Here is a 24,125-nt window from a genome sequence, read left to right on the forward strand (position 1 = left end):
ACCGGCTGCGGTCAGTCGGACTCGGGCCCGGCAGTGTTCGCGGTGAGCCACTGCAGGGTGGTGGGGATCATCTTCTTGAAGTCGGAGGTGAGGTGCTTGCCGCCGGGCTGCTCGTAGTACTCGACGGTGGTGGGCGCCTTGGCCTTGGCCACCCAGTTCTTCACCAGCTTGATCTCGTACGCGTTGGCGCCGCCCGCGGTGGCGAGCATCTTCACGTCGGCGGTGCCCGCCCCGATCAGCTGGTCGGGGCTGTTGGCCAGCCGCTCCTGCTCGTGGCCCTTCCAGAGCGGCGAGTCGGGGTTCCAGTAGCCGTCGATCGGCACCGCGGCCCGGAACACGTCCGGGTGCTGCAGGGCGAGCTTGGCGCTGCAGAACGCGCCGGTGGAGGCGCCCATCACCGCCCAGCCGTCGCGGCCCTTGACGGTGCGGAAGTTGGCCCGGACGAAGTCCGGGACGTCCTGCGACATCCAGGTGCCGATCTTCGGCTGGCCGGGGATGTCGGCGCACTCCAGCGCCTTGGACTCGTTGGAGTCCAGGTTCTGCACCGGCATGATCATGATGAACGGGTGCGCCTTGCCCTCGGCGACCAGCTGCTGGTCGACCTCCTGGATCGGCAGCTGGTTGTCGGTCCAGGTGTTGTAGCCGGCGCTCTGCCCGCCCGCGTACAGCGTGAGCACCGGGAAGCCGGTCTTCGCGTACTTGGGATCGTTGTACTGCGGCGGCAGCCAGACCCAGACCTTGCCGCTCACCCCGGACTTGGCGCCGGTCACGGTGGTCATCAGGATCGGCCCGGCCGAGGTGTCGCGGGCCTTGGCGAACTGCGCGGCCGGGCCGGTCGGCATCAGCACCTTGGACGGCTTGGGCGGCGGCGGGGTGCTGGTGGCGGCGGCGGGGCCGGAGGCACGGCCGGCGGAGATCGCCGCCTTGGCGTCGTTCGCGCCGGAGCCGCCGCCGCCGCACGCGGCGAGCGGGACGGCGAGGGCGAGCAGGGCGACGGCCGCCAGCGGGCGGCGGGCGGCGGCGGGGTGGGGCTGCGGCAGCACGGTCGGTCTCTCCGGGCGGGGGCCGAGGCCCTGGTCAGTGGCGGTCCGGGGCGGCCGCGCACTGGTCACCGGCATCCCCGGGATCGGCCCGCCGCCGCAAACGGTGCGAACGTCCGGCCATCCGGGATCCTATGACGTGCGCGCCCCGCGCCCGGTTGCGGCAGGGCGAACAACCCGCCGGTCGGCGGGGGTCGTTCCGGCCGGTCGGCGGGGGTCGCGACGCGGGCGGGCTTGGAGGGTCCTCCTACTGACGGCGCGCCACCGCCCGGCGATCATGGAGGTCTCCGAACTCTCCCGAGGAGCGTGCGCGTGTCCCAGCAGGTTGCCGTGATCACCGGGGCGGGCAGCGGCGTCGGCCGCGCCGTGGCCCGCGAACTCGCCTCGACCGGCTGGCGGTTGGCGCTGGTGGGCCGCCGCGCCGAGCCGCTGGCGGAGACCGCCGCCGGGCTCGACCCGGAACGGGCCCTGGTGCTGCCCGCCGACGTCACCGACGAGCCGCAGGTGGAGGCGGTGTTCGACGCCGCCGCCGCGCAGTTCGGCCGGATCGACCTGCTGTTCAACAACGCCGGCCGGTTCGGCCCGTCCGCCCCGGTCGAGGAGGTGGCCGCGGCCGACTGGCGGGCCGTGGTGGACGTCAACCTGACCGGCGCGTTCCTGTGTGCGCGCGCCGCGTTCCGCCGGATGAAGGACCAGCGCCCGCAGGGCGGACGCATCGTCAACAACGGGTCGATCTCGGCGCACGTGCCGCGCCCGCACGCGATCGCCTACACCGCGACCAAGCACGCGATCACCGGCCTGACCAGGGCCCTGTCACTGGAGGGTCGCCCGTACCGGATCGCCTGCGGGCAGCTCGACATCGGCAACGCGGCCACCGACATGACGGCGGCGATGAGCGCCGGGGTGCGGCAGGCGGACGGCCGGGTCGCCCCGGAGCCGACCATGGACGTGGCGGACGTGGCCCGGACGGTGCGTCACATGGCGGAGCTGCCGCTGGAGGCGAACGTGCAGTTCGCGACGGTGATGGCCACCGCGATGCCGTACATCGGCCGGGGCTGAGCGGTCCTGCCGGAAGCCCTCACTCGTCGTGGGAGTACCGGTACCGCGGCCGGGACCCGTCCGGGTCGTAGCGGTACACGCTGGTGGTGGGCCACTGCTCGCCGCGCGCCGGGTCGGGGAGTTCGGCGCGCAGCACCATCCGCAACGAGGGCGGCGGCGCGCTGGGCCGGACCCTCTTCAGGTGTCCGTCCCAGCGGCCGCCGCAGAGTTCGACGTCCAGGATGGGGGTGTGGGGGTGGGTGGGGGTGGTGGTGCTCACCCGGCCGATGCTTGCACCTGCCGGGTGTCCCGGCTCCTCCCGGAGCCGGGATTCCATCCCTTCGGGCGGTTTGACCGCCCGGCCCGTGACCTAGCGGGCCTGACGTCGACTCAGCTTCTCCACGTGTCGCTCAGCGCGACCTTCCCGCCGGCCGGGACGGTGGCGGTGCGGTTGGCGCCGCTCTCCCAGGTGACGTTCCCGGCGGCGTCCTTGCGGATGTACTTGTACTCGAAGGCGGTTCCGGCGGCCATCGCCACGTCCAGCTTCCAGACCGGGTAGCCGGCCGAGGAGAGCGGCAGGGCGCTCGCCGGGGCCCAGTTGCCGAGGGCGGCGTTGTTGCCGACCACGTAGATGTTCTGGCCGACCGCGGTGGTGGCGTTCACCGCGAAGGAGGCGCCGGAGGCGGTGGAACCGGCCGTCGGGGTCGGGCCGGCCGTGGGCGTGCTGGTGGCGCACGGGTCGCCGCTGCCGGTCACGCCGTCCTTGACGGTGACGCTCCCGCTGCCCAGCGCGTAGTTGGCGCTGTTGTTGTTGTCCCAGGTGCCGGAGCCGTTGTTGAAGGTGGCCGCGAGGCCGGAGGCGGCGCCCAGGTCGGCGGTGTACTTGACCCAGCCGGTGCAGGCGGCGGTCATCGCGACGCCGGGGACGGTGGTCCAGGTGCCGCCGGTGGGCGCGTAGTGCAGGTAGTACGCCGACCAGTTCTTGTCGGTCGAGTAGAAGACCGTGGCGCTGTTGCCGGCGCTGGTCGGCGACGCCGACGGGGAGGCCGAGGCGGACGGGGAGGCCGGGGCGGACGGGGTCGGCGAGGCGGTGGCGCCGCCGCCGGCTCCGACGTAGATCGCGACCGCGTCGCCGGCGGCGACGGTGGCGGTGAACCTGCCGTCCGAGCCGACGGTGTAGGTCGGGCCGGAGCAGCCGCCGCTCACCGGGTCGCCGTGCTGGACGTCGCAGTAGACGCCGGCCGGCAGCGAGGTCTGGAAGGTCTGGGTGATCGAGCCGGACTCCCGGTTGATCGCCACGTAGCCCTTGTCGCCGCGGCCGAAGCCGATCGCGTTGTTGCCGTTGGACCACCAGTTGGTGATGCCGGTGCCGGAGACCGCGTTGCGGAAGCCGACCATGTTGGCGACCTGCCGCCAGGCGTGGGTGCAGTTCCAGCCGTCCTGGTAGCAGGCGTTGACGGCGCCGCCGTTCGGCGGGCCGTCGTCGTTGGAGCTGAAGGCGTAGCCGGAGTACACGTTCGGCGAGCCGTACGGGTTGGCCAGCAGGAAGACGTTGGCCAGCGTGTAGGCGGAGCCGTACTTGTAGTTCAGGGTCGAGCCGTTGCGCTCGGTGTCCCAGTTGTCGACGAAGGTGCGGGCCTGCGCGGAGCCGAGCAGCCCGCTGCCCCAGCTCTGCAGGTCGGAGATCCTGCCGCCGTTGAAGGCGCTCTTCAGCCAGGTCGCGGAGCGGAACTCGTCGACGTCGCCGTTGCCGGTGTACTCGGAGGGCTGGACGGCCTCGCCCGCGCCGTAGATGACCTCCTGCACCCAGTAGGCGTTCGGGTTGCTCGTCTTCGACTTGATGCCGGCCAGGTCGCCGGCGGCGATGTGCTTGGCCGCGTCGATCCGGAAGCCGTCCACGCCGAGGGTGAGCAGGTCGTTCAGGTAGTTGGCGATGGTCTGCTGCACGTAGGTCGAGCCGGTGTTCAGGTCGGACAGGCCGACCAGTTCGCAGTTCTGGACGTTGGACCGGTCGCCGTAGTTGCTGATCTGGGTCCGGCAGGAGTGGAAGTCCTGGTCCTGGAAGTAACCCGGGTAGGTGTACTTGGTGTAGGCGGTGCCGCCGGTGCCGGTGCCGCTGCCCGCGCTCATGTGGTTGATCACCGAGTCGGCGATCACCTTGACGCCCGCGGCGTGGCAGGTGTTGACCATGTTCTGGAAGGAGGTGCGGTCGCCGAGCCGGCCGGCGATCTTGTAGCTGACGGGCTGGTAGGAGGTCCACCACTGGGCGCCCTGGATGTGTTCCTGGGGCGGGGAGACCTCGACGAAGCCGTAGCCCTGGGGGCCGAGGGTGTCGGTGCAGGCCTTGGCCACCGAGTCGAACTTCCACTCGAACAGGGTGGCGGTGACGTCCTTGCTGCCCGGCGGGGTCGCCGTGGCGGTCGGCGCGAGCGTGAGGCCGGCGCCGACCGAGAGGCCGAGCGCGGCGAGCGCGGTGGTGGCAGCGGCGAGACGCCGTCTGCGCACGGGGGCGGAGGTGGGCACGGGAGCACTCCTGGGGGAAGCCCGCACCGCGGACGCAGGTCGCGGAACGGGAGGCGGCGGGGTGGGGGGGCCGCGACGGCGTGGGGTGGTGCCGTCAGTGCGACGAGGCGAGGGTCGCTTCTGCAAGACGCTGCAAGAGTGTTGAAACTTGCTGGAAACTTGCAGTGGCATGACCATAGGGTCCCTCCGGACACCCGTCAAGGGAGTCCGGAGGCCCGACCGGGCCCGAAAAGACGGGCGCGCCGGCCCGCGCTGACGGTTCGTCAACGGCGGACCGGCGCGGCGGCAGGCCTCAGCCCAGCTGCTGCTCGATCAGGTCGCAGGCACGGGCGGTGCCGCCCTCGGTGGCCGCCCGGGCGGCCAGCTCCCGCGAGCGGACCGCCACCGCCGGATCCGCGAGCAGGTCGGACAGCGCCGACCACAGCGCCTCCGGGGTGGCCTCCGCGGTGTCCAGCCGCCGGGCGACGCCGAGCTCGACCAGCCGGTCGGCGTTCATGAACTGCTCGGCGGCCTGCGGCACCGCGATCATCGGGACGCCCGCCAGCAGGCCCTCCCCGCAGCCGCCCATCCCGGCGTGCGTGACGAAGGCGTCGGCCTGCGCCAGCACGGCCCGCTGCGGCACCCAGGGGTGCACCTCGACATTGGCCGGAACCTCACCCAGCTCGGCCGGGTCGGTGTACTTGCCGATCTGCAACACCACGTGCCACCCGGGGCGGCCGCCGAACGCCGCCAGGCAGTTGCGGTAGAACTCCGGCTGCCGGGTGAACGCCGAGCCGAGCGACACCAGCAGCACCCGCTCGGCCCCGGCCGGGCGCTGCCAACTGCCCTGCTCGGCCCGCAGGTCGAAGCACGGCCCGACGAACTCGACGGCCTCCCGGTCGACCTGCTCGGCGAACGGCTGCATCGCCTCGGTGATCATCGCCACCACCCGCGCGGGGCGGCCGGAGAACGCGTCCACGTCCGTGGTGGTGGCGCCGTTCTCGGCCAGCCAGCCGGCGAAGCGCTCGACGTACGCGTCGGCCCCGGGCAGCTGCTTCAGCTGGGCGCCGACCTGCTCCTCGTACCCGGCCCAGGCGACCATGGTCGGCGACAGCTGGACGATCGGCCGGCCCTGCTGCTCGGCCAGCGCCCGCGCCGCGTAGGCGCCGATGTCGTACAGGTAGACGTCGGCCGGGTCCGCGTCGTAGTGGGCGTGCAGCCCGGGCAGCATGGCGATCGCGTCCTCCAGGAAGACCCGCATGGCGCCGATGGCGTCCTCGGGCCAGTCGTGGTCGGCGACCGGGAGGGTGGAGGGGAGCGGGACCAGCTCGGCGCCGGTGGGCCCGATCAGCTCGGCGGCCGACGGGTCGTTGACGTACGTCACCCGGTGCCCGCGGGCGACGAGTTCGCGGATCACTTCGAGGCTGGGGCGGACGTGGCTGACGGCCGGGATGCCGATCATGGCGATGTGGGCGCGACGGGTCATGGGAGGACACCTGCTTCCGGTCTACGGGAGGAACGGGAACACACCGCCCCACCGGCGCGCCGTCGGGCGCGCCGGGCGGGCGGGACGCGTGGCTCGGGGCACTGCCCCGGCCGCGTCAGCCGTAGATCTGGTGGAAGAAGGACATGCCGGGACCCTAACCCGGGCCGGCCGCGCCCGCATCCGAACAACGGACGCGGAAGGCCCCCGGGCGCGACAACGCCAGGGGGCCGAGGCCGTGCTGACGGCCCGTCAGACCGCGTCCGGCCCGCGCTCGCCGGTGCGGACCCGGACGATGCCGTCCACCGGAACCACCCAGACCTTGCCGTCGCCGATCTTGCCGGTGCGGGCGGCGGCCACGATCGCCTCGGTGACCCGCTCGGCGTCCTCGTCCTCCACCACCACCTCGATCCGCACCTTCGGCACCAGGTCGATCCGGTACTCCGCACCCCGGTAGACCTCGGTGTGGCCGTGCTGCCGTCCGTAGCCGCTGGCCTCGGTGACGGTCAGTCCGTGCACGCCGAGCTCCTGCAGCGCGGTCTTGACCTCATCCAGCTTGAACGGCTTGACGACGGCGGTGATCAGCTTCATACGGGGCGGGTCCTGTCGGAGGCGGGCGCACCGTGCGGGTGCACGCTGGCGTGGGCGGTGGCGGAGCCGAGGCCCAGGACGCCGTGATCGTACGCGGTCTCGGCGTGCACGGCGAGGTCCAGGCCGGTGCGTTCGTGCTCGGGCGCGGCCCGGAATCCCATCAGCCGGTCGATCGCCCGGCCGATGCCGTAGGTCATCCCGAAGGCGTACCCGGCCACCACCACGACGGCCACCAGCTGCTTGCCGCCCTGGCCGAATCCGCCGCCGTGCAGCAGGCCGGCGGGGCCGCCGGTCATCACGGCGGTGGCGAACACGCCGATCAGCAGGGTCCCGATGACGCCGGCCACGAAGTGCACGCCGACCACGTCGAGCGAGTCGTCGTAGCCGAAGCGGAACTTCCAGCTGACGGCGGAGCAGCAGACCACGCCGGCGGCCAGGCCGATCACCAGCGCGCCGAACAGGTCGACGCTGCCGCAGGACGGGGTGATGGCGACCAGGCCGGCCACCGCGCCGGAGGCCGCGCCGAGGGTGGTGGCGTGGCCGTCGCGCCGCTTCTCCACCACCAGCCAGCCGAGCAGGCCGGCGCAGCCCGCCGCCTGGGTGTTCAGCACCGCGGCGGCGGCCAGGCCGTTGGCCCCCAGCGCGGAGCCGCCGTTGAAGCCGAACCAGCCGAACCAGAGCAGGCCCGCGCCGAGCAGCACCAGCGGCAGGTTGTGCGGGCGCATGGCCTCCTTCCTGAAGCCGAGCCGGGGGCCGAGCAGCAGGGCCAGGGCGAGGCCGCTGGCGCCGCAGTTGACCTCGACCACGGTGCCGCCCGCGAAGTCCAGCGCGCCCAGGTGCTTGAGGATCCAGCCGTCGGGGGCGAACACCCAGTGCGCGACGGGGACGTACACCAGCAGCGTCCAGACGGCCGTGAAGGCCACCCAGGAGCCGAACTTGGCGCGGTCGGCGATGGCGCCGGAGACCAGGGCGGCGGTGATGATCGCGAAGGTCAGCTGGAAGGTGGCGAACAGCAGGGTGGGGACGTGCCCGGTGAGGCTGGTGGGCGTGATGCCGGACATGCCGAGGTGGTCGAGCGAGCCGATCAGGCCCCAGCCGGCGTCGGGGCCGAAGGCGAGGGTGTAGCCGGCCAGCAGCCAGACCACGGTGACCACGGCGATCGAGACGAAGCTCATCATGATCATGTTGAGCACGCTCTTGGTGCGCACCATGCCGCCGTAGAACAGCGCGAGGCCCGGCGTCATCAGCAGGACGAGCGCGGTGCAGGCCAGCAGCCAGGCGGTGTCGCCGCTGTCCAGGGTGGGTGGGGTGTCAGCGAGGAGCATTCCGGGAGTTTCGCCGGGCCGGATTTCGCTCCGCCGTCGTCGGTGTTTCGGCGGTGTTTCGTGTTGCCCGGGGGTTTCCGGAATCTCACCGTTCGGACATCCGCGCGCACGGAGCCGGACGTGCCGGGGCCCGGCAGCCGGAGCGGCTGCCGGGCCCGGTCCCTGAGGGTGGGTCAGCCGGTCTGGACGGCGGTGTCGTCGATCACGAAGGAGGTCTGCAGCGAGGAGTCCTCGACCGCGTTGAACTTCACCGTGACGCTCTGGCCCGCGTACGAGGACAGGTCGATGGTCTTCTGCGCGTAGCCGGTGGCGGCGTTCACGTTCGAGTAGGAGGCCACCGAGGTGCCGTTGACGGTGACGGTGAGCTTGTCGTACGCGGTGCTGCCGGTCTCGGCGGTGTCGATGTGCAGCCAGTAGCTCAGCGTCGCCTTGCAGCCGGCCGGGATGGTGACGGTCTGCGAGATGCTGTCGGTGTGGGCGGAGCCGTAGCCGTCCATCCAGGCCTTCCAGGAACCGCCGTGGGCGGCCTCGGAGGAGGAGTTGTCGACCACGCCGGAGGTGGCGGTCCAGGGGCTGGCGGTGCCGGTCTCGAAGCCGGGGTTGCCGAGCAGGTTGGTCGGGGTGCAGCTGCCGCCGCCACCGGTGGTGACGGTCCAGGTGAAGGAGGCGGTGCCGGTCTTGTTGGCGGCGTCCTTCGCGGTGACGGTGACGCTGTAGGTGCCGGCCGCGGTGGCGGTGCCGGTGATCTTGCCGGTGGAGGCGTTGATCGACAGGCCGGTGGGCAGGCCGGTGGCCGAGTAGCTGAGCGGCGCGGTGCCGCCGGTGGCCGCGATCTGCAGGCTGACCGCGCCGTTCAGCGCGGTCGACTGGTTGCCGGGGCTGGTGACGGTCGGGCCGCCCGTGCTGGGCAGCGAGCCGACGTTCACGGCCGCCCAGGCGGTCGCGGTGGCGTTGTACTCGGCCGAGCCCGCGCCGTACAGGTCGGTGGCCGCGGAGAGCATGCCGGCCCGGGCGCTGGCGTAGTTGGTGGTGGAGGTCCAGTACGTGGTGAGCGCCCGGTACCAGATCGCCGCGGCCTTGTCCCGGCCGATGCCGGTGACGGTGATGCTGTTCGCGGTCGGCGAGTTGTAGGAGACGCCGTTGATCACCTTGGCGCCGCTGCCCTCGGCCAGCAGGTAGAAGGCGTGGTTGCCGACGCCCGAGGAGTAGTGGACGTCGAGGTTGCCGACGCCGCTGTACCAGGAGTCGGCGGAGCCGCCGTCCTTGGAGGGCTTGTCCATGTAGCGCAGCGGCGTGCCGTCGCCGTTGATGTTGATCAGCTCGCCGATCAGGTAGTCCGGGTTGTCCTTCGGCAGGTTCGCGTAGAACTCGACCATGGTGCCGAACACGTCCGAGGTGGACTCGTTCAGGCCGCCGGACTCGCCGGAGTAGTTCAGGCCGGCCGTGTTGGAGGTGACGCCGTGCGTCATCTCGTGCCCCGCGACGTCGAGTTCGGTCAGCGGGTGGGTGTTGGACGCGCCGTCGCCGTAGGTCATGCAGAAGCAGCTGTCGTCCCAGAACGCGTTCACGTAGCTGCTGCCGTAGTGGACCCGGCTGTACGCGCCGACGCCGTCGTTGCGGATGCCGCTGCGGCCGAAGGTGTTCTTGTAGTAGTCCCAGGTCATCGAGACGCCGTAGTGGGCGTCGACGGCCGCGGACTCCTTGTTGGAGACGGTGCCGTCGCCCCAGCTGTCGGTGGACTTGGTGAACAGGGTGCCGTTGCCGCTGGTCCCGTTGTTCAGGTTGGTGGTGTACATCCCGCCGCGGCTGGCGTCCTTCAGCTGGTACGTCGAGCCGGACAGCGTGGTACCGATGGTGACGTTGCCGACGAAGACGCCGTTGCCGGTGCCGGTCTGCACGCCCTCCCACTTCTGGATGACGGCGCCGCTGGTGGCGTCGGTGACCACGTGCAGCTTGCTCGGGGTGCCGTCGGCCTCGACGCCGGAGACCACGGTCTCCCAGGCGAGCCGCGGGTTGTTGTCGGCGGCCCACACCACCAGGCGGGGCGCGGTCTCCAGGGCGGAGCCGGCCTGGGCGGCCAGCGCGCTGGCCTGGCCCTTGTCGGCGGCCAGTTTCGGGGTGGTGGACAGGCCGGCCAGCGAGGCCGTGGAGGCCCGGTCGACGCCCTTGGTGGTGCCGTTGGCGGCCTGGTGGACCACCAGGTCGCCGCCGAGGACGGGGAGTCCGGCGTAGGTGCGCTCGTAGCGGAAGTGCTGGGTGCCGTCGGCGTCCTTGAACGCGTCCCTGACCACCAGCTTCTCGCTGCCGCCCAGGCCCAGCGCCTGCGCGAACTGCGCGGAGCGGGTGCCGGCGTCGGAGATCAGCTGGGCGTGCCCGGCGGCGGCCTGCTGGTCGGCGACCTGACCGGTCGCGGACGGGACGGCGGGGGCGGCCTGGGCCACCGCCACCGGGATCGCGGTCACCAGCAGTGCGGTGGTGGCCGCCAGGGCGGCCATGCTCACGCGGGCATGCGTGTAGCGAGACATGCGAGACTCCTTTACCGACCGTCGCGGGGTCACGAGCGGTGGAGAGAATCTGGCCGCGGTTGCGGCGCAGCGGGGGCCCCTGCCGCTGGTTCGCGGCGCGGGGTGCGGTGCACTTTCGCGGTGCCGGGCACGACGAGCGCGTGCCGGGCTGCGGGCTGCCGGTGGCCTGGGGAGGGCTCCACCGGCGGGTGTTGGGGCTACCTGTCCATCCGCAGCCGGGGGAATCGTGGCAGCAAACGACTCATGAATGACAGATGCATGCCACGGATTGACCGATTATTGACCGCGCCACGCCATGCCCGACGGGCCCGTCAACAGGCCCTCATGGTCCGGCATGTGGGACGCCGTCGGGAAGGCCCCCGGCGAACTCCGTGCGACAGCATCGGTTTTCGGCCAACACGGCGAAGGGCCCCACCCGAAGGTGAGGCCCCTGTTACCGCTGGGAAACCATCAGTTCTGGACGAACACCGCCACCGTCCGGCCCGGCACCGTGAAGGTGCCCGTGGCCGGGTCGAAGGCTGCCTGCTTGACCACCGCGTCCGCGCCCTTCGCCTGCACCTTGTGCAGCTCCTGCGTGCTGCCGCGCAGGCCCGCCACGGTCTGGGTCCGGGCGGTCGGGGTGGCGTTGAAGACCACCGTGAGGCCCTTCTCCGCGCCCTTCAGGCCGGTGCCGTCCAGGTGCATGGTGATCACGCCCGGGTTCTCCCCCGCGGTGCCCGACAGCGGGAAGGACAGCCGGCGCTGCACCTCCGCCGCGGTGGACAGCGAGAACAGCGGCGAGGACTGACGGATCTTCAGGAACTGCTGGTAGATGGCGGTGCTCGACCCCATCTCGTTGCAGCCCATCCGCAGCTTGGGGTCGGCCAGCAGCTGCTTGCTGCGGTCCCACATCGACTGGTTGTCGGCCGCCATCGGCAGGCCGCGGCCCCAGCCGTTGCCCCGGGTGCAGTCCCAGCTGATCGAGTTGAACCAGTCGCCGGAGTCGAAGGAGTTGGCGTCCAGCGACTTGGAGCGCAGCAGGTCGCTGCCCGCCTGGGCGAAGCCCGGTCCCTGGCTCAGCGCGGTCAGCGACAGGCCGAGCGCCTGCATCCGGGCCCGGTCGGCGGGCGAGGTGCCCTGCGGCAGCTTGAACGCCAGCGCGTCGTACAGGTCCGCGTTGTCGTGCGCGTCCAGGTACTCCACCGCCTCGCCCGGGGCGGCCGCGTACCCGGTCGGCGCGCCGTTGTAGTCGACGCCGGCGCCGGTGACGCCCGTCCCGCTGCTGTCGGTGAACCGGTAGCCCGCCAGGTTGCCGGTCAGACCGACCTTGATCTGGTCCATCTGGTGCAGCAGCCGGGCCTTCTGCTCGGCCGGGGTGCCGTTGTCCGCCGAGCCGTTCGGGTCGGTGAACAGGCCCGACGCGAAGCCCTGCTGCGGAGCCGAGGAGAGCATGTAGTTGCCGCCGCGGCCGGCGTCCCGGACCCGGTCGTTGAAGGTCGCGATGCCGGTGCCGGCCATGTTGACCTGGGTGGCCTGGACGAACCGGGAGTCGTTGGCGACGGTGCCGAAGTTCCAGCCCTCGCCGTACAGGAAGACGTCCTTCCCGCTGACGCCGTCCTTCTGCGGGGTCAGCCCGCGCAGCGCGGACTGCACGTCCAGCATGGTCGACTTCGGGTCCAGGCCCATCAGGTCGAACCGGAAGCCGTCCACCCGGTACTGCTTGGCCCAGGTGACCACCGAGTCGACCACCAGCTTGTTCATCATGGCGTGCTCGGGCGCGGTGTCGGCGCAGCACGAGTCGGTGGTGACCTTGCCGCTGTCGCTGAGGCGCTGGTAGTAGCCGGGGACGACCTTGTCCAGCACCGAGTGCTGGTCCTGGCCGGCCGCCGCGGTGTGGTTGTACACCACGTCCAGCACCACCCGCAGGCCCGCGTCGTGCATCGCCTGCACCATCTCGCGGAACTGCACGGTGCGCGCCGTGCCGTTCGGGTCGGTGGCGTACGAGCCCTCGGGGACGGTGTAGTGCAGCGGGTCGTAGCCCCAGTTGTAGGCGTCGTCGGCCTGCACCGCCGCCACGCACTCCTGCTGCTGCGCGGAGTCCGCGGCCAGCGCGGGCAGGTCGCAGGCCGGCAGCTTCTGGTCGGCCCGGTTCTCCCGGATGGTGGCGATGTCGAAGGTCGGCAGCAGGTGAATGGTCGTCACCCCGGCCTTGGCGAGGTCCTTCAGGTGCTGCATGCCCGCGGACTTCGACTGCGTGAACGCCAGGTAGGTGCCCCGCTCGTCGGCCGGCACGGTGCTGTCGGCGGACGAGAAGTCCCGCACGTGCAGCTCCTGGATCTGCTGCTTCGCCGCCGGGATCGCCTCCGGGCTGCGGTGCTGGTCCCAGCCCTTGGGCTTGGTGGCCGAGGCCGACAGGTCGGCGACCAGGCTGCGCGTCGAGTCGGCGGACAGCGCGGTCGAGTACGGGTCGGTGACGGTGTTGGTGACCAGCTGCTGGACGCTCGGCGCCCAGACCTTCACCTGGTAGAGGTAGTACCGGCCGTCCAGTTCCTCGGCGTCCTTGGTCAGCGACCAGACGCCCGACGCCTCGTCCCGCTTCAACGGCACGGTCTTCGCCGTCCCGCCGCTCGCCCTGTCGAACAGCTGCACCGCCACCTCGGTCGCGGTCGGCGCCCACAGCGACAGCGTCACCTGGCGCTCGTCGTGGCCGAACCAGCCGTGGCCCTTCTTCACCGAGTACACCGGGCCGAGCTGGGCGGAGGCCGCCTTCGCCGCGTACAGGTCGTCCAGTACGCCCGGGATCTGCACACCGGTGGCGGCCAGCGCCGCGCCGTTCGGCAGGTGCTCGGTGAAGACCAGCTGGCTGCGCAGCGCGGCGGTGACCCGGCCGGCGTCGCGCGGGTCGACGGTGAAGGCCCGGTAGCCCGCCAGGTGCGGGAACTTCGCCTTCTGGGCGTCCGTCAGGCCGGTCGCCCGGCTCAGCCGGATCCAGTGGCCGGGCTTGGACAGCACGCCCTTGTCGACGGTCAGGCCGCCCTCCGGGTCGTAGATCAGCTGGGCGCTGGTGCCGCCCGCCAACTGGGCGTCCGCGGCACCGTAGTTGGCGGGCACCACGACGGTCTTCGCGTCGATCCACTGGGCCTTCGCCGAGCCCAGGTCGAGCTGCGAGGAGACGCCCGCGGTCTGCGGCAGCAGGTAGCCCTCCTGCCCGCCGATGATCCACACCTCGCGGCCGGAGGTGGCGAAGTTCAGCGACTGGTCCTGCGGCAGGTCCTTGTCGCCGCCGTTGTGGATGATGTAGCTGAGGCTGGTCGCCCCGTCCGCCAGCGGCACCTCGTAGACCGCGCCGAACGCGTCCTGCCGGGCCGGCAGCAGCGGGTTGCCCCAGTCGGTGGGCGTGGCCGCGCCCGTCCAGTCGTGCACGCCCCAGCCGGTGTAGTTCCCGTCGGCCCGCCGGTAGTGGATGATCGCCTTCCCCGCCGGGACCTCCTGCGCCCCGTCCGGGTCGGCGGTCCGCACGGTGGCGTCGCCCTCCTTGATCCACACCTCGCCGGTGGCGGAGATGTCGATGTGCCGGTCCTGGTCGACGTCCTTGGTGCCGTTCTTCTCCACCACGAACCCGACGTCGGACGCGCCGCCCTTCAGCTTCACGTACGCGAACGCGCCGTACGCGTCCCGCCCGACGAAGCCGTGCCCGTCCGGCCAGGTGGTCGCCTCGCCGTCGGCGATGTCGCCCCAGGTGTACAGGTTCCAGCCGTCGTAGTCGCCGTCCTTGCGCTGGTAGTGCACCACCGCGTAGGGCCGCGAGACCGCGCTCGGCGCGGGCGTCGGCGTCTGCTGACCGGTCGTGAACTGCCCGGTGGTGGAGGCCAGTCGGCCCGCGGAGTCCTCCACGACCGCCTTGAACCGCACCACGGTGCCGGGCGCCACGCCGGCCAGGTTCTGCGTCACCTTGTACACGCCGCTGTCGGCGGTGCCGAGGGTCTGCCAGGCCCCGTCGCCGACCTGCGCGGCGAAGGTCACCCGGTTGAAGCCGCCGCCGGGCACGTTCGCGCCCAGCGCCACCGTGCCGTACGAGCCGTCGGCCGGCGCGTCCACCGTGATCGACGGGCCGGCCGCGGGCTTGGCCAGCTTGTGCGCCGCCTTCAGCACCAGCGAGGACATCGCCGGGACGGTGACCGTCACCTTGCCGTCCGCGCCGCTGGTGACCTTGCCCGCGGAGCCGTAGAGGCCGGCGAAGTCCATGCCCGCGGAGAAGGTGTCCAGCGTGACGGTCTTCGCCTCGGCCGCGTTGTTCACCGCCACCAGGTACTCGACCTGGTCCTTGGCGTCGATCCGGGAGAAGGCGTACACGCCCGGCCCGTCCGCCGCGTACCGCTCGACCTGCGCGCCGTCAGCCAGCGCCGGGTTGTCCTTGCGCAGCTTCGCCAGGCCGGAGATCCCCCGGTACAGCGCGCCGTCCTGGCCGTACCGGTCCTGCGGGCCGGAGACGCCGCCGATCACCGTGTCGCTGTTGTAGGACGGGGTGCTGGAGGCGAACATGTCCTGCCGGGCGTCCTTGTCGCCGCCCGCGCCGGTGAAGCCCTGCTCGTCGCCGTAGTAGACGACGGGCTGACCGCGGGTCAGGAACTGCAGCTCGTTGGCGAGCCGGTCCTTCTTCAGCAGCGCCTCGTTGGACGCCCCCGGGTTGTCGCTCTGCAGGAACGACCCGAACCGGCCCATGTCGTGGTTGCCGAGGAAGGTCGGCAGCTCGTACGCGTCGGTGTCGGCCGTGGTGTAGCGGTAGTCCTGCGCGTACAGCTCGGACAGCGCCTTCGCCGAACCGTTCTGCGAGACGTACTTGCGGGCCGCCTCCTGGAACGCGAAGTCCAGCGTCGCCTGCAGCTTGCCCTGGGTGACGTACGGGGAGGTCACCGCCGGGTCGCCCGAGTACACCTCGCCGAACATGAAGAACTTCTTGTTGCCCTGCTGCGCCGCGAACTGCTTCAGGGCCGGTGCCCACTGCTCCCAGAACGCCAGGTTGACGTGCTTCACGGTGTCGATCCGGAAGCCGTCCACCCCGGTCTCGGCGACCCAGGTCTGGTAGATCTTCTCCATCCCGGCGACGACCTTGGGGTTCTGGGTGTCCAGGTCGTCCAGGCCGGAGAAGTCGCCCTCGGTCGCGGACTCGCCGACGAAGGTCGAGTTGCCGCGGTTGTGGTAGAGCGACGGGTCGTTCAGCCAGGACGGGGTCTTCGCGGTCGCGCCCGCCTGGTCGCGCAGCACCGGGGTGTAGGGGAAGGAGTCCTTGGTGATGCTCGGCCACTGCGCCCGGGCGTCGGCGACCGCCGTCTCGTCCACCGGGTTGCCGTCCGCGTCGAGGGTCGGGTAGGCGCCCGCGGAGCGGTAGTCGTAGCTGTGCTCCGCGTAGTCGACGACGTCCGCGGTGTGGTTGGTGATGACGTCGAAGAAGACCTTGATGCCGCGCTTGTGCGCCTTGTCGATCAGCTCCTTGAGCTGCGCGTTGGTGCCGAAGTGCGGGTCGACCTGGGTGAAGTCGGTGATCCAGTAGCCGTGGTAGCCGGCCGAGGCGTCCGCGCCGGCGCCCTGCACCGGCTGGTTCTTGAAGATCGGCGCCATCCAGATCGCGGTGGTGCCGAGGTCCTGGATGTAGTCCAGCTTGTTGATCAGGCCCTGCAGGTCGCCGCCGTGGTAGAAGCCCTTGTCGGCCGGGTCCAGGCCGTTGTCCAGCCGGCCGCCGGTGATGCCGCCGGTGTCGTTGCCGGTGCTGCCGTTGGCGAACCGGTCCGGCAGGACGAAGTAGAACTGCTCCCGGGTCAGGTCGTGCCGGGCCGCGGTGGCGGCCAGCGCCTTGTCCGAGGGCGGGGCCGGCGGGGCGGCGGGCGCGGCCACCGCCAGCGGCGCGGCGCCCAGGGTGGCGGCGATCAGCGACGACGCCATCAGGACGGAGGCGCGTCCGGGGCGGCGGTACGGGGTGGTGCGGCGCGGGGGGCGGGACTGGGCGTCGGCCACGGCTGGGCTCTCCCTAGGGGCGCTCTGGCAGGGGTGGGTGGCGTGGAACCTAGCGCCCTGCAAGATGTTTCAGCAAGATGCGAAAGCGGTTTCGGGCGCGAGTCATACCGAGTCGTGACCTGACCGCCCCGGCCGCGCCGCTCCTTCGCCGACGCACCGTGGGCACGCGAACGAGACCCCGGTTCGACCCCTCGTAACCCGCGCGCCACAATGGACCGCATGCGCCTCGAGAACCGATCGACCCCTACCCCCGTAGGGGGACAGTCGGTGAAGAATCCCCAACCAGAGGATGAGCAAGCGACCACATGTGGTCTGGCAGACTCTTCGTCCATGGGGGAACCGACCGAGATCCACGCTGCCGGCGCCGACCGCGCCGGACGGACCACGCTGGGCGGTTCCGACCCGGGCACGGACCACACCGCCCGTACGCCCGGCGGAGCCACCCGCGTCGCCCAGTCACCCGCCGCCGCCGTCCGCAGCCGCGTGCGCGAACAACGGCGCACCCCGCGCCGGCCGCGCCTGCTGTTCGAGCTCGCCCTGATCGGCCTCAGCTACTGGCTCTACTCGCTGGTCCGCAACGCCGTCCCGGAACAGGCCGCGATCGCCCAGAAGCACTCCAGCTGGGTCTGGCACCTGGAACAGACCCTGGGCATCGCCGTCGAGCGCTCCATCAACCACGGCGTGAACTCGGTCACCTGGCTGATCGTCGGGATGAACTACTACTACGCCACCCTGCACTTCATCATCACCATCGGCGTGCTGGTCTGGCTGTACCGCTCGCACCCCGGCCGGTACGCCGCCTCCCGCACCGTGCTGTTCGTCACCACCGGCATCGCCCTGGTCGGCTTCTACTGCTTCCCGCTGGCCCCGCCGCGCCTGATGACCAACGGCGGCTTCGTGGACACCGTCACCCTCCACCAGACCTGGGGCTCGCTGGCCTCCGGCGCCGGCGCGCACGTCTCCAACCAGTTCGCCGCCATGCCGTCGATGCACATCGGCTGGTCCACCTGGTGCGGCCTGACCATCTTCTTCCTGGCCCGCCGCCCCTGGATCCGCGCCCTCGGCCTGGCCTACCCGCTGGTCACCCTCAGCGTGATCGTCTCCACCGCCAACCACTTCTGGCTGGACGCCGTCGGCGGCCTGATCTGCCTGGCCGTGGGCTTCGTCGCCGCCCGCGCGGTCTACCACACCTGGGCCTACCGGCTCCCCCGGCACCCGGACGACGCCCGGGACGAGCAGCTGACCGTCCCGGCCCAGTGGGACACCAAGGTCACGGCCTGAGGCCTCACGCCTCGGCGCCGTAGAACAGCCGCTCCACCGCACGGCGGGCGCGCCGCGTCGTCCGGCGGTACTCGTCCAGCAGCTCGCCGGAGTGCCCCACGCCGTAGCCCAGGTAGCGGGCCACCCCGGCGAGTTCGCGCGCGTCGCCCGGGAACGAGTCCCCGGCCCGGCCGCGGACCAGCATGACCGCGGCCCGCACCCGGGAGGCCAGCACCCACGCGGCGTCGAGCACCTCCGCGTCCTCCCGGTCCACCAGCCCGGCCGCCGCCGCGGCGGCCAGCGCGGCCCTGGTCCGGGTGGTGCGCAGCTCCGGCACCTCGTGGCCGTGCTGGAGCTGCAGCAGCTGGACCGTCCACTCGACGTCGGCGAGGCCGCCCCGGCCGATCTTGGTGTGGGTGGTGGGATCGGCCCCGCGCGGCAGCCGCTCCGCCTCGATCCTCGCCTTGATCCGGCGGATCTCGATCAGGTCCCGCTCGGAGACCCCCGTCCCGGGGAAGCGCAGCGGGTCGATCAGCAGCCGGAACCGCTCCCCCAGCTCCGCGTCGCCGACCATCGGCTCCGCCCGCAGCAGCGCCTGGCTCTCCCAGGCGTGCGACCACCGCGCGTAGTACGCGGCGTAGGAGCTGAGGGTCCGCACCAGCCGACCCTGCCGGCCCTCCGGGCGGAGGTCCGCGTCGACCAGCAGCGGGGGCTCCACCGAGGGCGCGGCCAGCAGCGTCCGCAGCTCGTGGATCACCGCCTGCGCGGCCTTCGCGGCGTCCTCGTCGAGCACCCCGAGCCGGGGCTCGTGGACGAACAGCACGTCCGCGTCCGAGCCGTAGCCCAGCTCGTGGCCGCCGAACCGGCCCATCCCGATGATCGAGATCCGGGTGGGCAGCTCGCCGTTGCGGGCCTCCCAGCCGTTGACCGCGGCGCGCAGCGCGCCCTGCAGGGTGGCGGCCGTGATCGAGGTCAGCGCCTCGCCCGCCACGTCCAGCGCCGCCGGGTCGTCCGCGCCGAGGCGCCCGAGCAGGTCGGCGGCCGCCGTGCGGAACAGCTCCCGCCGCCGCACGGCGCGCACGGCCGCCACCCCCGCGGCCGGATCGGCCGCCCGGCCGACGGCGGCCAGGATCTCCGCCTCCAGCGCCGGCCGGCCGCGCGGGGCGAGCCCGTTCGGGTCGCCGAGCATCGCGACCGCCTCCGGGGCGCGCAGCAGCAGGTCGGGCGCGAGCCGCCCGGCGGACAGCACCCGGGCCAGCTGCTCGGCGGCGGCGCCCTCGTCCCGCAGCAGGCGCAGGTACCAGGGGGTGCGGCCGAGCGCGTCGGAGACCTGGCGGAAGTTCAGCAGGCCGGCGTCCGGGTCGGCGGAGTCGGCGAACCAGCCGAGCAGCACCGGCAGCAGGGTGCGCTGGATCGCGGCCTTCCGGCTGACCCCCGAGGCCAGCGCCGAGATGTGCCGCAGCGCGGCGGCCGGATCGGCGTAGCCGAGCGCGGCCAGCCGCTGCTTGGCGGCCTCGGTGGACAGCCCCGCCGCGCCGGCCCGGGTGACCCTCAGCTCGGCCACCGGCAGTTCCGCGACGGCGTCCAGCAGCGGGCGGTAGAACAGTCGCTCGTGCAGCCGCCGCACCTCGACGGCGTGCCGCTTCCACTCCCGTTGCAGCGCGGCCACCGGGTCGGCCCGGCCGGTCTCCCCGACGAACGCGGCGTCGTTGATCAGCGGGGTCATGGTGCGGGCCAGCCGGCGCAGGTCCGCGGGATCGGTGGGCATCAGGTGGGTGCGGCGCAGCCGTTGCAGCTGGATGCGGTGCTCCAGCGACCGCAGGAAGCGGTACGCGCCGTCCAGCGAGGCCGCGTCGGCCCGCCCGACGTACCCGCCCGCGCTCAGCGCCGCCAGCGCCTCCAGGGTGTTGCCGCTGCGCAGCGACTCGTCGGTGCGCCCGTGCACCAGCTGCAGCAGCTGCACCGAGAACTCCACGTCGCGCAGCCCGCCCGGGCCGAGCTTCAGCTGCCGGTCGACCTCGCCCGCCGGGATCGCGTCGATCACCCGGCGGCGCATCTGCTGCACGTCGGTGACGAAGTTCTCCCGGGCGGCGGCCTGCCACACCATCGGGGCGATCGCCTCGGCGTAGGCGCGGCCGAGCTCGGCGTCGCCGGCCACCGGGCGGGCCTTCAGCAGCGCCTGGAACTCCCAGGTCTTGGCCCAGCGCTGGTAGTACGCGAGGTGGCTGGCGAGGGTGCGCACCAGCGGCCCGTTGCGGCCCTCGGGGCGCAGGTTGGCGTCGACCGGCCAGATGGTGCCCTCGCCGGTGGTGTCGGAGCACAGCCGCATGGTGGCCGCGGCCAGCCGGGTGGCGGCCTGCATGGCGCGCTGCTCCTCGACGCCCTCGCGCGGCTCCGCGACGAAGACCACGTCCACGTCGGAGACGTAGTTGAGCTCGCGCCCGCCGCACTTGCCCATGCCGATGACCGCCAGCCGGCAGGCCGCGGCCGCCGCCGGGTCCTGCTCGGCGGCCAGCTCGAGCGCGGTCTGCAGGGTGGCCCCGGCCAGGTCGGCCAGTTCGGCCGCGGCCTGCGGCAGGTCGGTGGTGCCGGACAGGTCGCGGGCGGCGATCGCCAGCAGGCAGCGCCGGTACGCGGCCCGCAGCGCGTCCGCCTTGTTGCCCGTCGCGGAGTCCACCCGGCGGGCCAGCTCGCTCAGGAACTCGCCCCGGCCCGGGTGGATGTCGCGCAGTTCGAAGGTGACCAGGGCGTGCCAGTCCCGGGGGTGCCGCGCCAGGTGGTCGGCGAGCGCGGTGGACGCGCCCAGCACCCCCAGCAGGCGGTCCCGCAGCGGCTTCGAGGTGGTGAGGGTGTCGCGCAGGGTGTGCCGCTCGTGCGGATCGAGCGCCTCCAGCAGCCGGGCCAGCCCGAACAGCGCCTGGTCGGGGTCGGCGGCCGCCCCCAGCGCGTCCAGCAGCACCGGGTCGCTCGCGAGCCCGTGCAGCGCGGGCTCGGCCAGCAGCCGCACCGCCTGGTCCGGATCGGAGAACCCCCGCCGCACCAGTCGGGTCTCCAGCCGGCTGACCCGGCTGCCGGCCCGTTCCTCGTTCGTCATCGCCTCGCCCCTCCACCGCGACCTGGACCCGCTGGGGTGTGCGAGTCGGGCCCGGAAACCCAGCCTACGGTCGCCGGGCGCCCTCCTGCCGCCGCGGACCTGGGCCGTCGTCAGGTTCCGGCGGCCGCCGGGTCGACCCGTTCCGGGAGCCGGCCCACCAGGTGCCACAGCACCGCGGCGACCAGCACGGATCCGGTGGCCGCGGCTCCGGTCAGGGTCAGGTCCGGCCGGTGCCGGAGCGCGCCGAGCAGCGACCCGAGCCCGCCCGCCCCGCCGCCGATCGCGGTGAGCACCAGTCTGCGCCGGTCCGACATCCGGGTGATGACGGTCCGTCGGCCCTGCCGTCCGGTCCAGGAGGTCAGGTGTCTGCCCAGCACCCATTCGCGGAACATCACCCACAGCGACAGCAGCGCCCCCAGCGTGCCCACCAGCAGGTAGGCCGGGTAGTTCACCAGCGTCCGCCGGATCCCGATCTGCAGGCTGGCCGTGCCGAGGGTGATCACGCCCATGACCAGGAACCACCAGCCCATCCAGCGGAAGGTGTCGAATTCCGCGAATCCGGTGGCCAGGTGGTAAAGCAGCGAGACATATCCGCTGGCGAGCAGTGCGCTGTCCACGAGCATCGCGCCGAACACCCGGGTGAATCCCCAGCTGCGGAAGAACAGCCCGCGGTGTTTGTACAGGGCCTGGGCCCAGCCGGCCGCCCAGCGGTGGGTCTGCCGCCAGTAGACCCGCCAGCTGCCCGGGTCCCGGACGCAGACGTACGCGCCCGGCACGAAGCCCGCCCGCAGGCCGGAGCGGTTCATCTTCAGGGCCAGTTCGACGTCCTCGCAGAGGCTGTCGGTGGACCACCCGTCGACCGACCGGACCGCGTCGGTGCGGTAGACCCCGGCGCAGCCGGAGAGCACCGCCACCCAGCCGTGCCAGGACTCCACCGTCCGCGACATCCGGTGGGCGGCCGCCCACTCGATGGTCCGCGAGCGCTGGAACACCCCCTTCACGCTGTGCGGCGTGACGGACATGCAGACGCCGCCGAAGCCCTTCTCCCCCATCCTGACCAGGCACGTCTCCAGCACGTCGGGGGAGGCGAAGTAGCCGTCGGCGTCGAGCAGGGCCACGTACTCGGTGGTCACCTCCGCGAGGGCGAGGTTCAGCGAGCGCGGCTTGCTCTCCTGGTGGACCTCCAGGACGTCGGCGCCGCACCGCCGGGCGATCCCGGCGGTGTCGTCGGTGCACGCGTCCGCGACGACCAGCACCCGGACCGGCCGGACCGTCTGCGCCAGTGCGGACTCCACCGCGTCAGCGATGAAGTCCGCCTCGTCGTGTGCCGGGATCAGCACGGTGACGGCGTAGGTCACCGGCGCGAGAACCACTTCACGGCCGCGCCGATGGCGGCGGTGGCCCCGCCGGCCGCCAGCAGGGCCAGCGAGGCGACGCCGGTGTGAGCAAGTCCGTACATGGTTTCTCCATTTGACTGGTCCGAGTGCGAATCGTCGGGATTTACCGGCACATATTCGAACTGATTTCGAAATATCCGGATCGCCGCCCGTGAAGCCGGACCAAGAATTACCACGGGCCCCGGATCCGCCCGCCGGTAACACACCGTCAGATGACGCCCCGCCGGCTCCGGCTCCGCCGATTCATCCGGTCGGCCCCGTCCCTGCGCGCACCGGCCCGCCGGAGGCGATCCTGAACGCCATGCTGACCCGCTTCCTCCTCGCCGTGGCGACCGGCCTCTCCGTCGCCCTCGTCCCGATACCGGCCGCGGCCGCCGCCCCCTCCACTCCCGCGCAGGACAGACCGGTGCTGGTCGAACGGTTCGGCAATCTGGACGTCGGCCCCGGTCGGACCTGGAGCTGGCAGAGCGCGGCCTACGCCAACTGCACGGAGAACCCCGACAGTTGGAAGCTCGACCGGCTGACCCGCTCCGCGCTGTCGGTGCATCAGGGCCACCTGCTCGTCACGGCCACCCACCGCGACGACGGCGCCTGGAACACCGGCCTGCTGACCACCGGCGACTCCTGCGACTCCGGCGGCAACGGGGTCGAGGTCCGCACCGGCGACACGGTGCTGGTCCACGTCCGCCTGCCCGAGGCCGACAGCGGCGCCTGGCCCTGCCTGTGGACCTGGCGGGACGGCGGCAACGAGATGGACATCTTCGAGTGGTACGCCGACCATCCCGACCGGATCGAGTTCGTCAACCACGTCAGGTCGGGCAGCACCGTCTACAGCGACCCGACCATCGGGGCCGGCCGCTGGATCTACGTGGCGGCGCGGCTCGGCGCCGACAACGACACCTGGTACGTCGGTCCGACCCAGGACTCGCTCACCGAGGTGTGGTCCGACCACACCGGAGTGGGACCGGACTTCTCCGCCTACCTGATCCTCAACCTCTCCATCAGCGACGGCAGCTTCCACCAGCCGCCGGCCGGGACCGCCCCGGTCACCATGGAGGTGGACCTGCTGACCGTCGAGCGCCCGACCCGCCGTCAGCGCAGCTCCGCCGGCGGCGTCCTGGCCCCGTCCACCGGCTCCTCCCGCACCAGGCTCCCCCAGACCACCAGCCGGTAGCGCGAGGTGTACACCGGCGTGCAGGTCGTCAGCGTGATGTAGCGCCCCGGCGAGCGGTACGGCGAGCCGACCGGCACCGGCGCGATCACCCCGGCGTTGTCCGGCGAGGTCTCCGGCAGCACGCCGTCGACCCGGTACACGTACCAGCGGTCCCTGGTCTCGACGACCAGCGGGTCGCCGGGTCCGACCCGGTCCAGGTCGTGGAACTTCGCACCGTGCCCGTCCCGGTGCGCCGCCAGCGCGAAGTTCCCCTCCCGGTCCCAGGGCATCGCCGCGCGGTACGGCGTGGTGTACACCCCCGCCACCCCGTCCGCGAGGGTGTCGCCGTCCGTCCCGACCCTGATCAGCACCTGGTACCCGCGGCCCATCGCGGGCACGTGCAGCAGACCGATGTCCTCGCCGACCGCGGGCGGCGGCGGAGCGGCCGCCACCGCGGGCGGCGCCGACCACGTGCCGCGCAGCCGCCCGACCGCCCGGTCCGCCGCCCGGTCCGCCACCCCGTCGGTCCACCAGACCGCGTACCCGGCGAACAGCACCACCAGCACCCCCGCCGTGATCAGCAGGTCCCCCACCACCCGCCCGACGCCCGACCCAGCCCGCACCTTCACCACCCACCCGCCGTCACGCCCGCTCGCCGAACGCCACTCCACCGCGAGCACCGACCCGCCGCAAGGCGACACGCACGGCCCGCCGGCCGGGCCGCAG

Annotated in this window: 14 protein-coding genes; 3 read left to right on the forward strand and 11 right to left on the reverse strand. The window is 72.5% G+C overall.

Annotated elements, in window-relative coordinates:
* Positions 1 to 11: 11 nt before the first annotated feature.
* On the reverse strand, positions 12 to 1,043 hold the full coding sequence (locus BX266_RS10515; RefSeq protein ID WP_099898752.1) for an esterase family protein: 1,032 nt from the start codon (positions 1,041 to 1,043) through the stop codon (positions 12 to 14).
* A 309-nt stretch (positions 1,044 to 1,352) separates the two neighbouring features.
* On the opposite strand from BX266_RS10515, the gene BX266_RS10520 reads away from it, so the two are divergent.
* Positions 1,353 to 2,099: an SDR family oxidoreductase gene (locus BX266_RS10520; protein ID WP_399169381.1), complete on the forward strand. Its 747-nt coding sequence runs from the start codon at positions 1,353 to 1,355 to the stop codon at positions 2,097 to 2,099.
* A gap of 19 nt (positions 2,100 to 2,118) precedes the next feature.
* Here BX266_RS10520 and BX266_RS10525 read toward each other — a convergent pair whose 3' ends face one another.
* From BX266_RS10525 to pulA, 7 genes are all read right to left on the reverse strand, one after another.
* A complete protein-coding gene (locus BX266_RS10525) occupies positions 2,119 to 2,358 on the reverse strand; it encodes a hypothetical protein (RefSeq protein ID WP_099898756.1) in 240 nt (79 codons plus the stop codon).
* A gap of 110 nt (positions 2,359 to 2,468) precedes the next feature.
* Positions 2,469 to 4,583, reverse strand: coding sequence for a carbohydrate binding domain-containing protein (locus BX266_RS39885; protein WP_399171257.1), 2,115 nt, complete (start codon positions 4,581 to 4,583; stop codon positions 2,469 to 2,471).
* A 310-nt stretch (positions 4,584 to 4,893) separates the two neighbouring features.
* Positions 4,894 to 6,066, reverse strand: coding sequence for a macrolide family glycosyltransferase (locus tag BX266_RS10535; RefSeq protein WP_259464638.1), 1,173 nt, complete (start codon positions 6,064 to 6,066; stop codon positions 4,894 to 4,896).
* 249 nt (positions 6,067 to 6,315) lie between these two features.
* Positions 6,316 to 6,654 carry a P-II family nitrogen regulator gene (locus BX266_RS10540; RefSeq protein WP_099898760.1) on the reverse strand — a complete coding sequence of 113 codons (339 nt, stop codon included), beginning with the start codon at positions 6,652 to 6,654 and terminating at the stop codon, positions 6,316 to 6,318.
* Complete coding sequence (locus tag BX266_RS10545; protein WP_099898762.1) at positions 6,651 to 7,979, reverse strand: ammonium transporter; 1,329 nt, start codon at positions 7,977 to 7,979, stop codon at positions 6,651 to 6,653. The genes BX266_RS10540 and BX266_RS10545 overlap by 4 nt, the downstream gene beginning before the upstream one ends.
* A 173-nt stretch (positions 7,980 to 8,152) precedes the next feature.
* On the reverse strand, positions 8,153 to 10,504 hold the full coding sequence (locus BX266_RS10550; protein WP_099898764.1) for a M4 family metallopeptidase: 2,352 nt from the start codon (positions 10,502 to 10,504) through the stop codon (positions 8,153 to 8,155).
* A 450-nt stretch (positions 10,505 to 10,954) separates the two neighbouring features.
* Positions 10,955 to 16,495, reverse strand: a complete 5,541-nt coding sequence (gene pulA / locus BX266_RS10555; protein WP_099898766.1) for a pullulanase-type alpha-1,6-glucosidase — start codon at positions 16,493 to 16,495, stop codon at positions 10,955 to 10,957.
* A 330-nt stretch (positions 16,496 to 16,825) separates the two neighbouring features.
* Between pulA and BX266_RS10560 the strand changes: the two genes are divergently transcribed.
* Entirely contained in the window at positions 16,826 to 17,776 is a 951-nt protein-coding gene (locus BX266_RS10560; protein ID WP_099898768.1) for a phosphatase PAP2 family protein, read from the forward strand.
* Between the two features lie 4 nt (positions 17,777 to 17,780).
* Here the strand turns inward: BX266_RS10560 and BX266_RS10565 are convergent, their stop codons facing one another.
* Positions 17,781 to 20,849, reverse strand: coding sequence for a bifunctional [glutamine synthetase] adenylyltransferase/[glutamine synthetase]-adenylyl-L-tyrosine phosphorylase (locus BX266_RS10565; protein WP_099898770.1), 3,069 nt, complete (start codon positions 20,847 to 20,849; stop codon positions 17,781 to 17,783).
* Between the two features lie 110 nt (positions 20,850 to 20,959).
* Positions 20,960 to 22,207 carry a glycosyltransferase family 2 protein gene (locus BX266_RS10570; protein ID WP_180290444.1) on the reverse strand — a complete coding sequence of 416 codons (1,248 nt, stop codon included), beginning with the start codon at positions 22,205 to 22,207 and terminating at the stop codon, positions 20,960 to 20,962.
* Positions 22,208 to 22,547: 340 nt separating this feature from the next.
* Between BX266_RS10570 and BX266_RS10575 the strand changes: the two genes are divergently transcribed.
* Positions 22,548 to 23,420, forward strand: a complete 873-nt coding sequence (locus tag BX266_RS10575) for a hypothetical protein (RefSeq protein ID WP_099898773.1) — start codon at positions 22,548 to 22,550, stop codon at positions 23,418 to 23,420.
* Here the strand turns inward: BX266_RS10575 and BX266_RS10580 are convergent.
* Positions 23,339 to 24,022: a class E sortase gene (locus BX266_RS10580; protein WP_259464639.1), complete on the reverse strand. Its 684-nt coding sequence runs from the start codon at positions 24,020 to 24,022 to the stop codon at positions 23,339 to 23,341. The two genes, BX266_RS10575 and BX266_RS10580, sit on opposite strands and share 82 nt — an antisense overlap.
* Positions 24,023 to 24,125 lie beyond the last annotated feature (103 nt).

The sequence above is a fragment of the Streptomyces sp. TLI_171 genome (assembly GCF_003610255.1).
In the GTDB taxonomy this organism is placed as follows: Bacteria; Actinomycetota; Actinomycetes; order Streptomycetales; family Streptomycetaceae; genus Kitasatospora.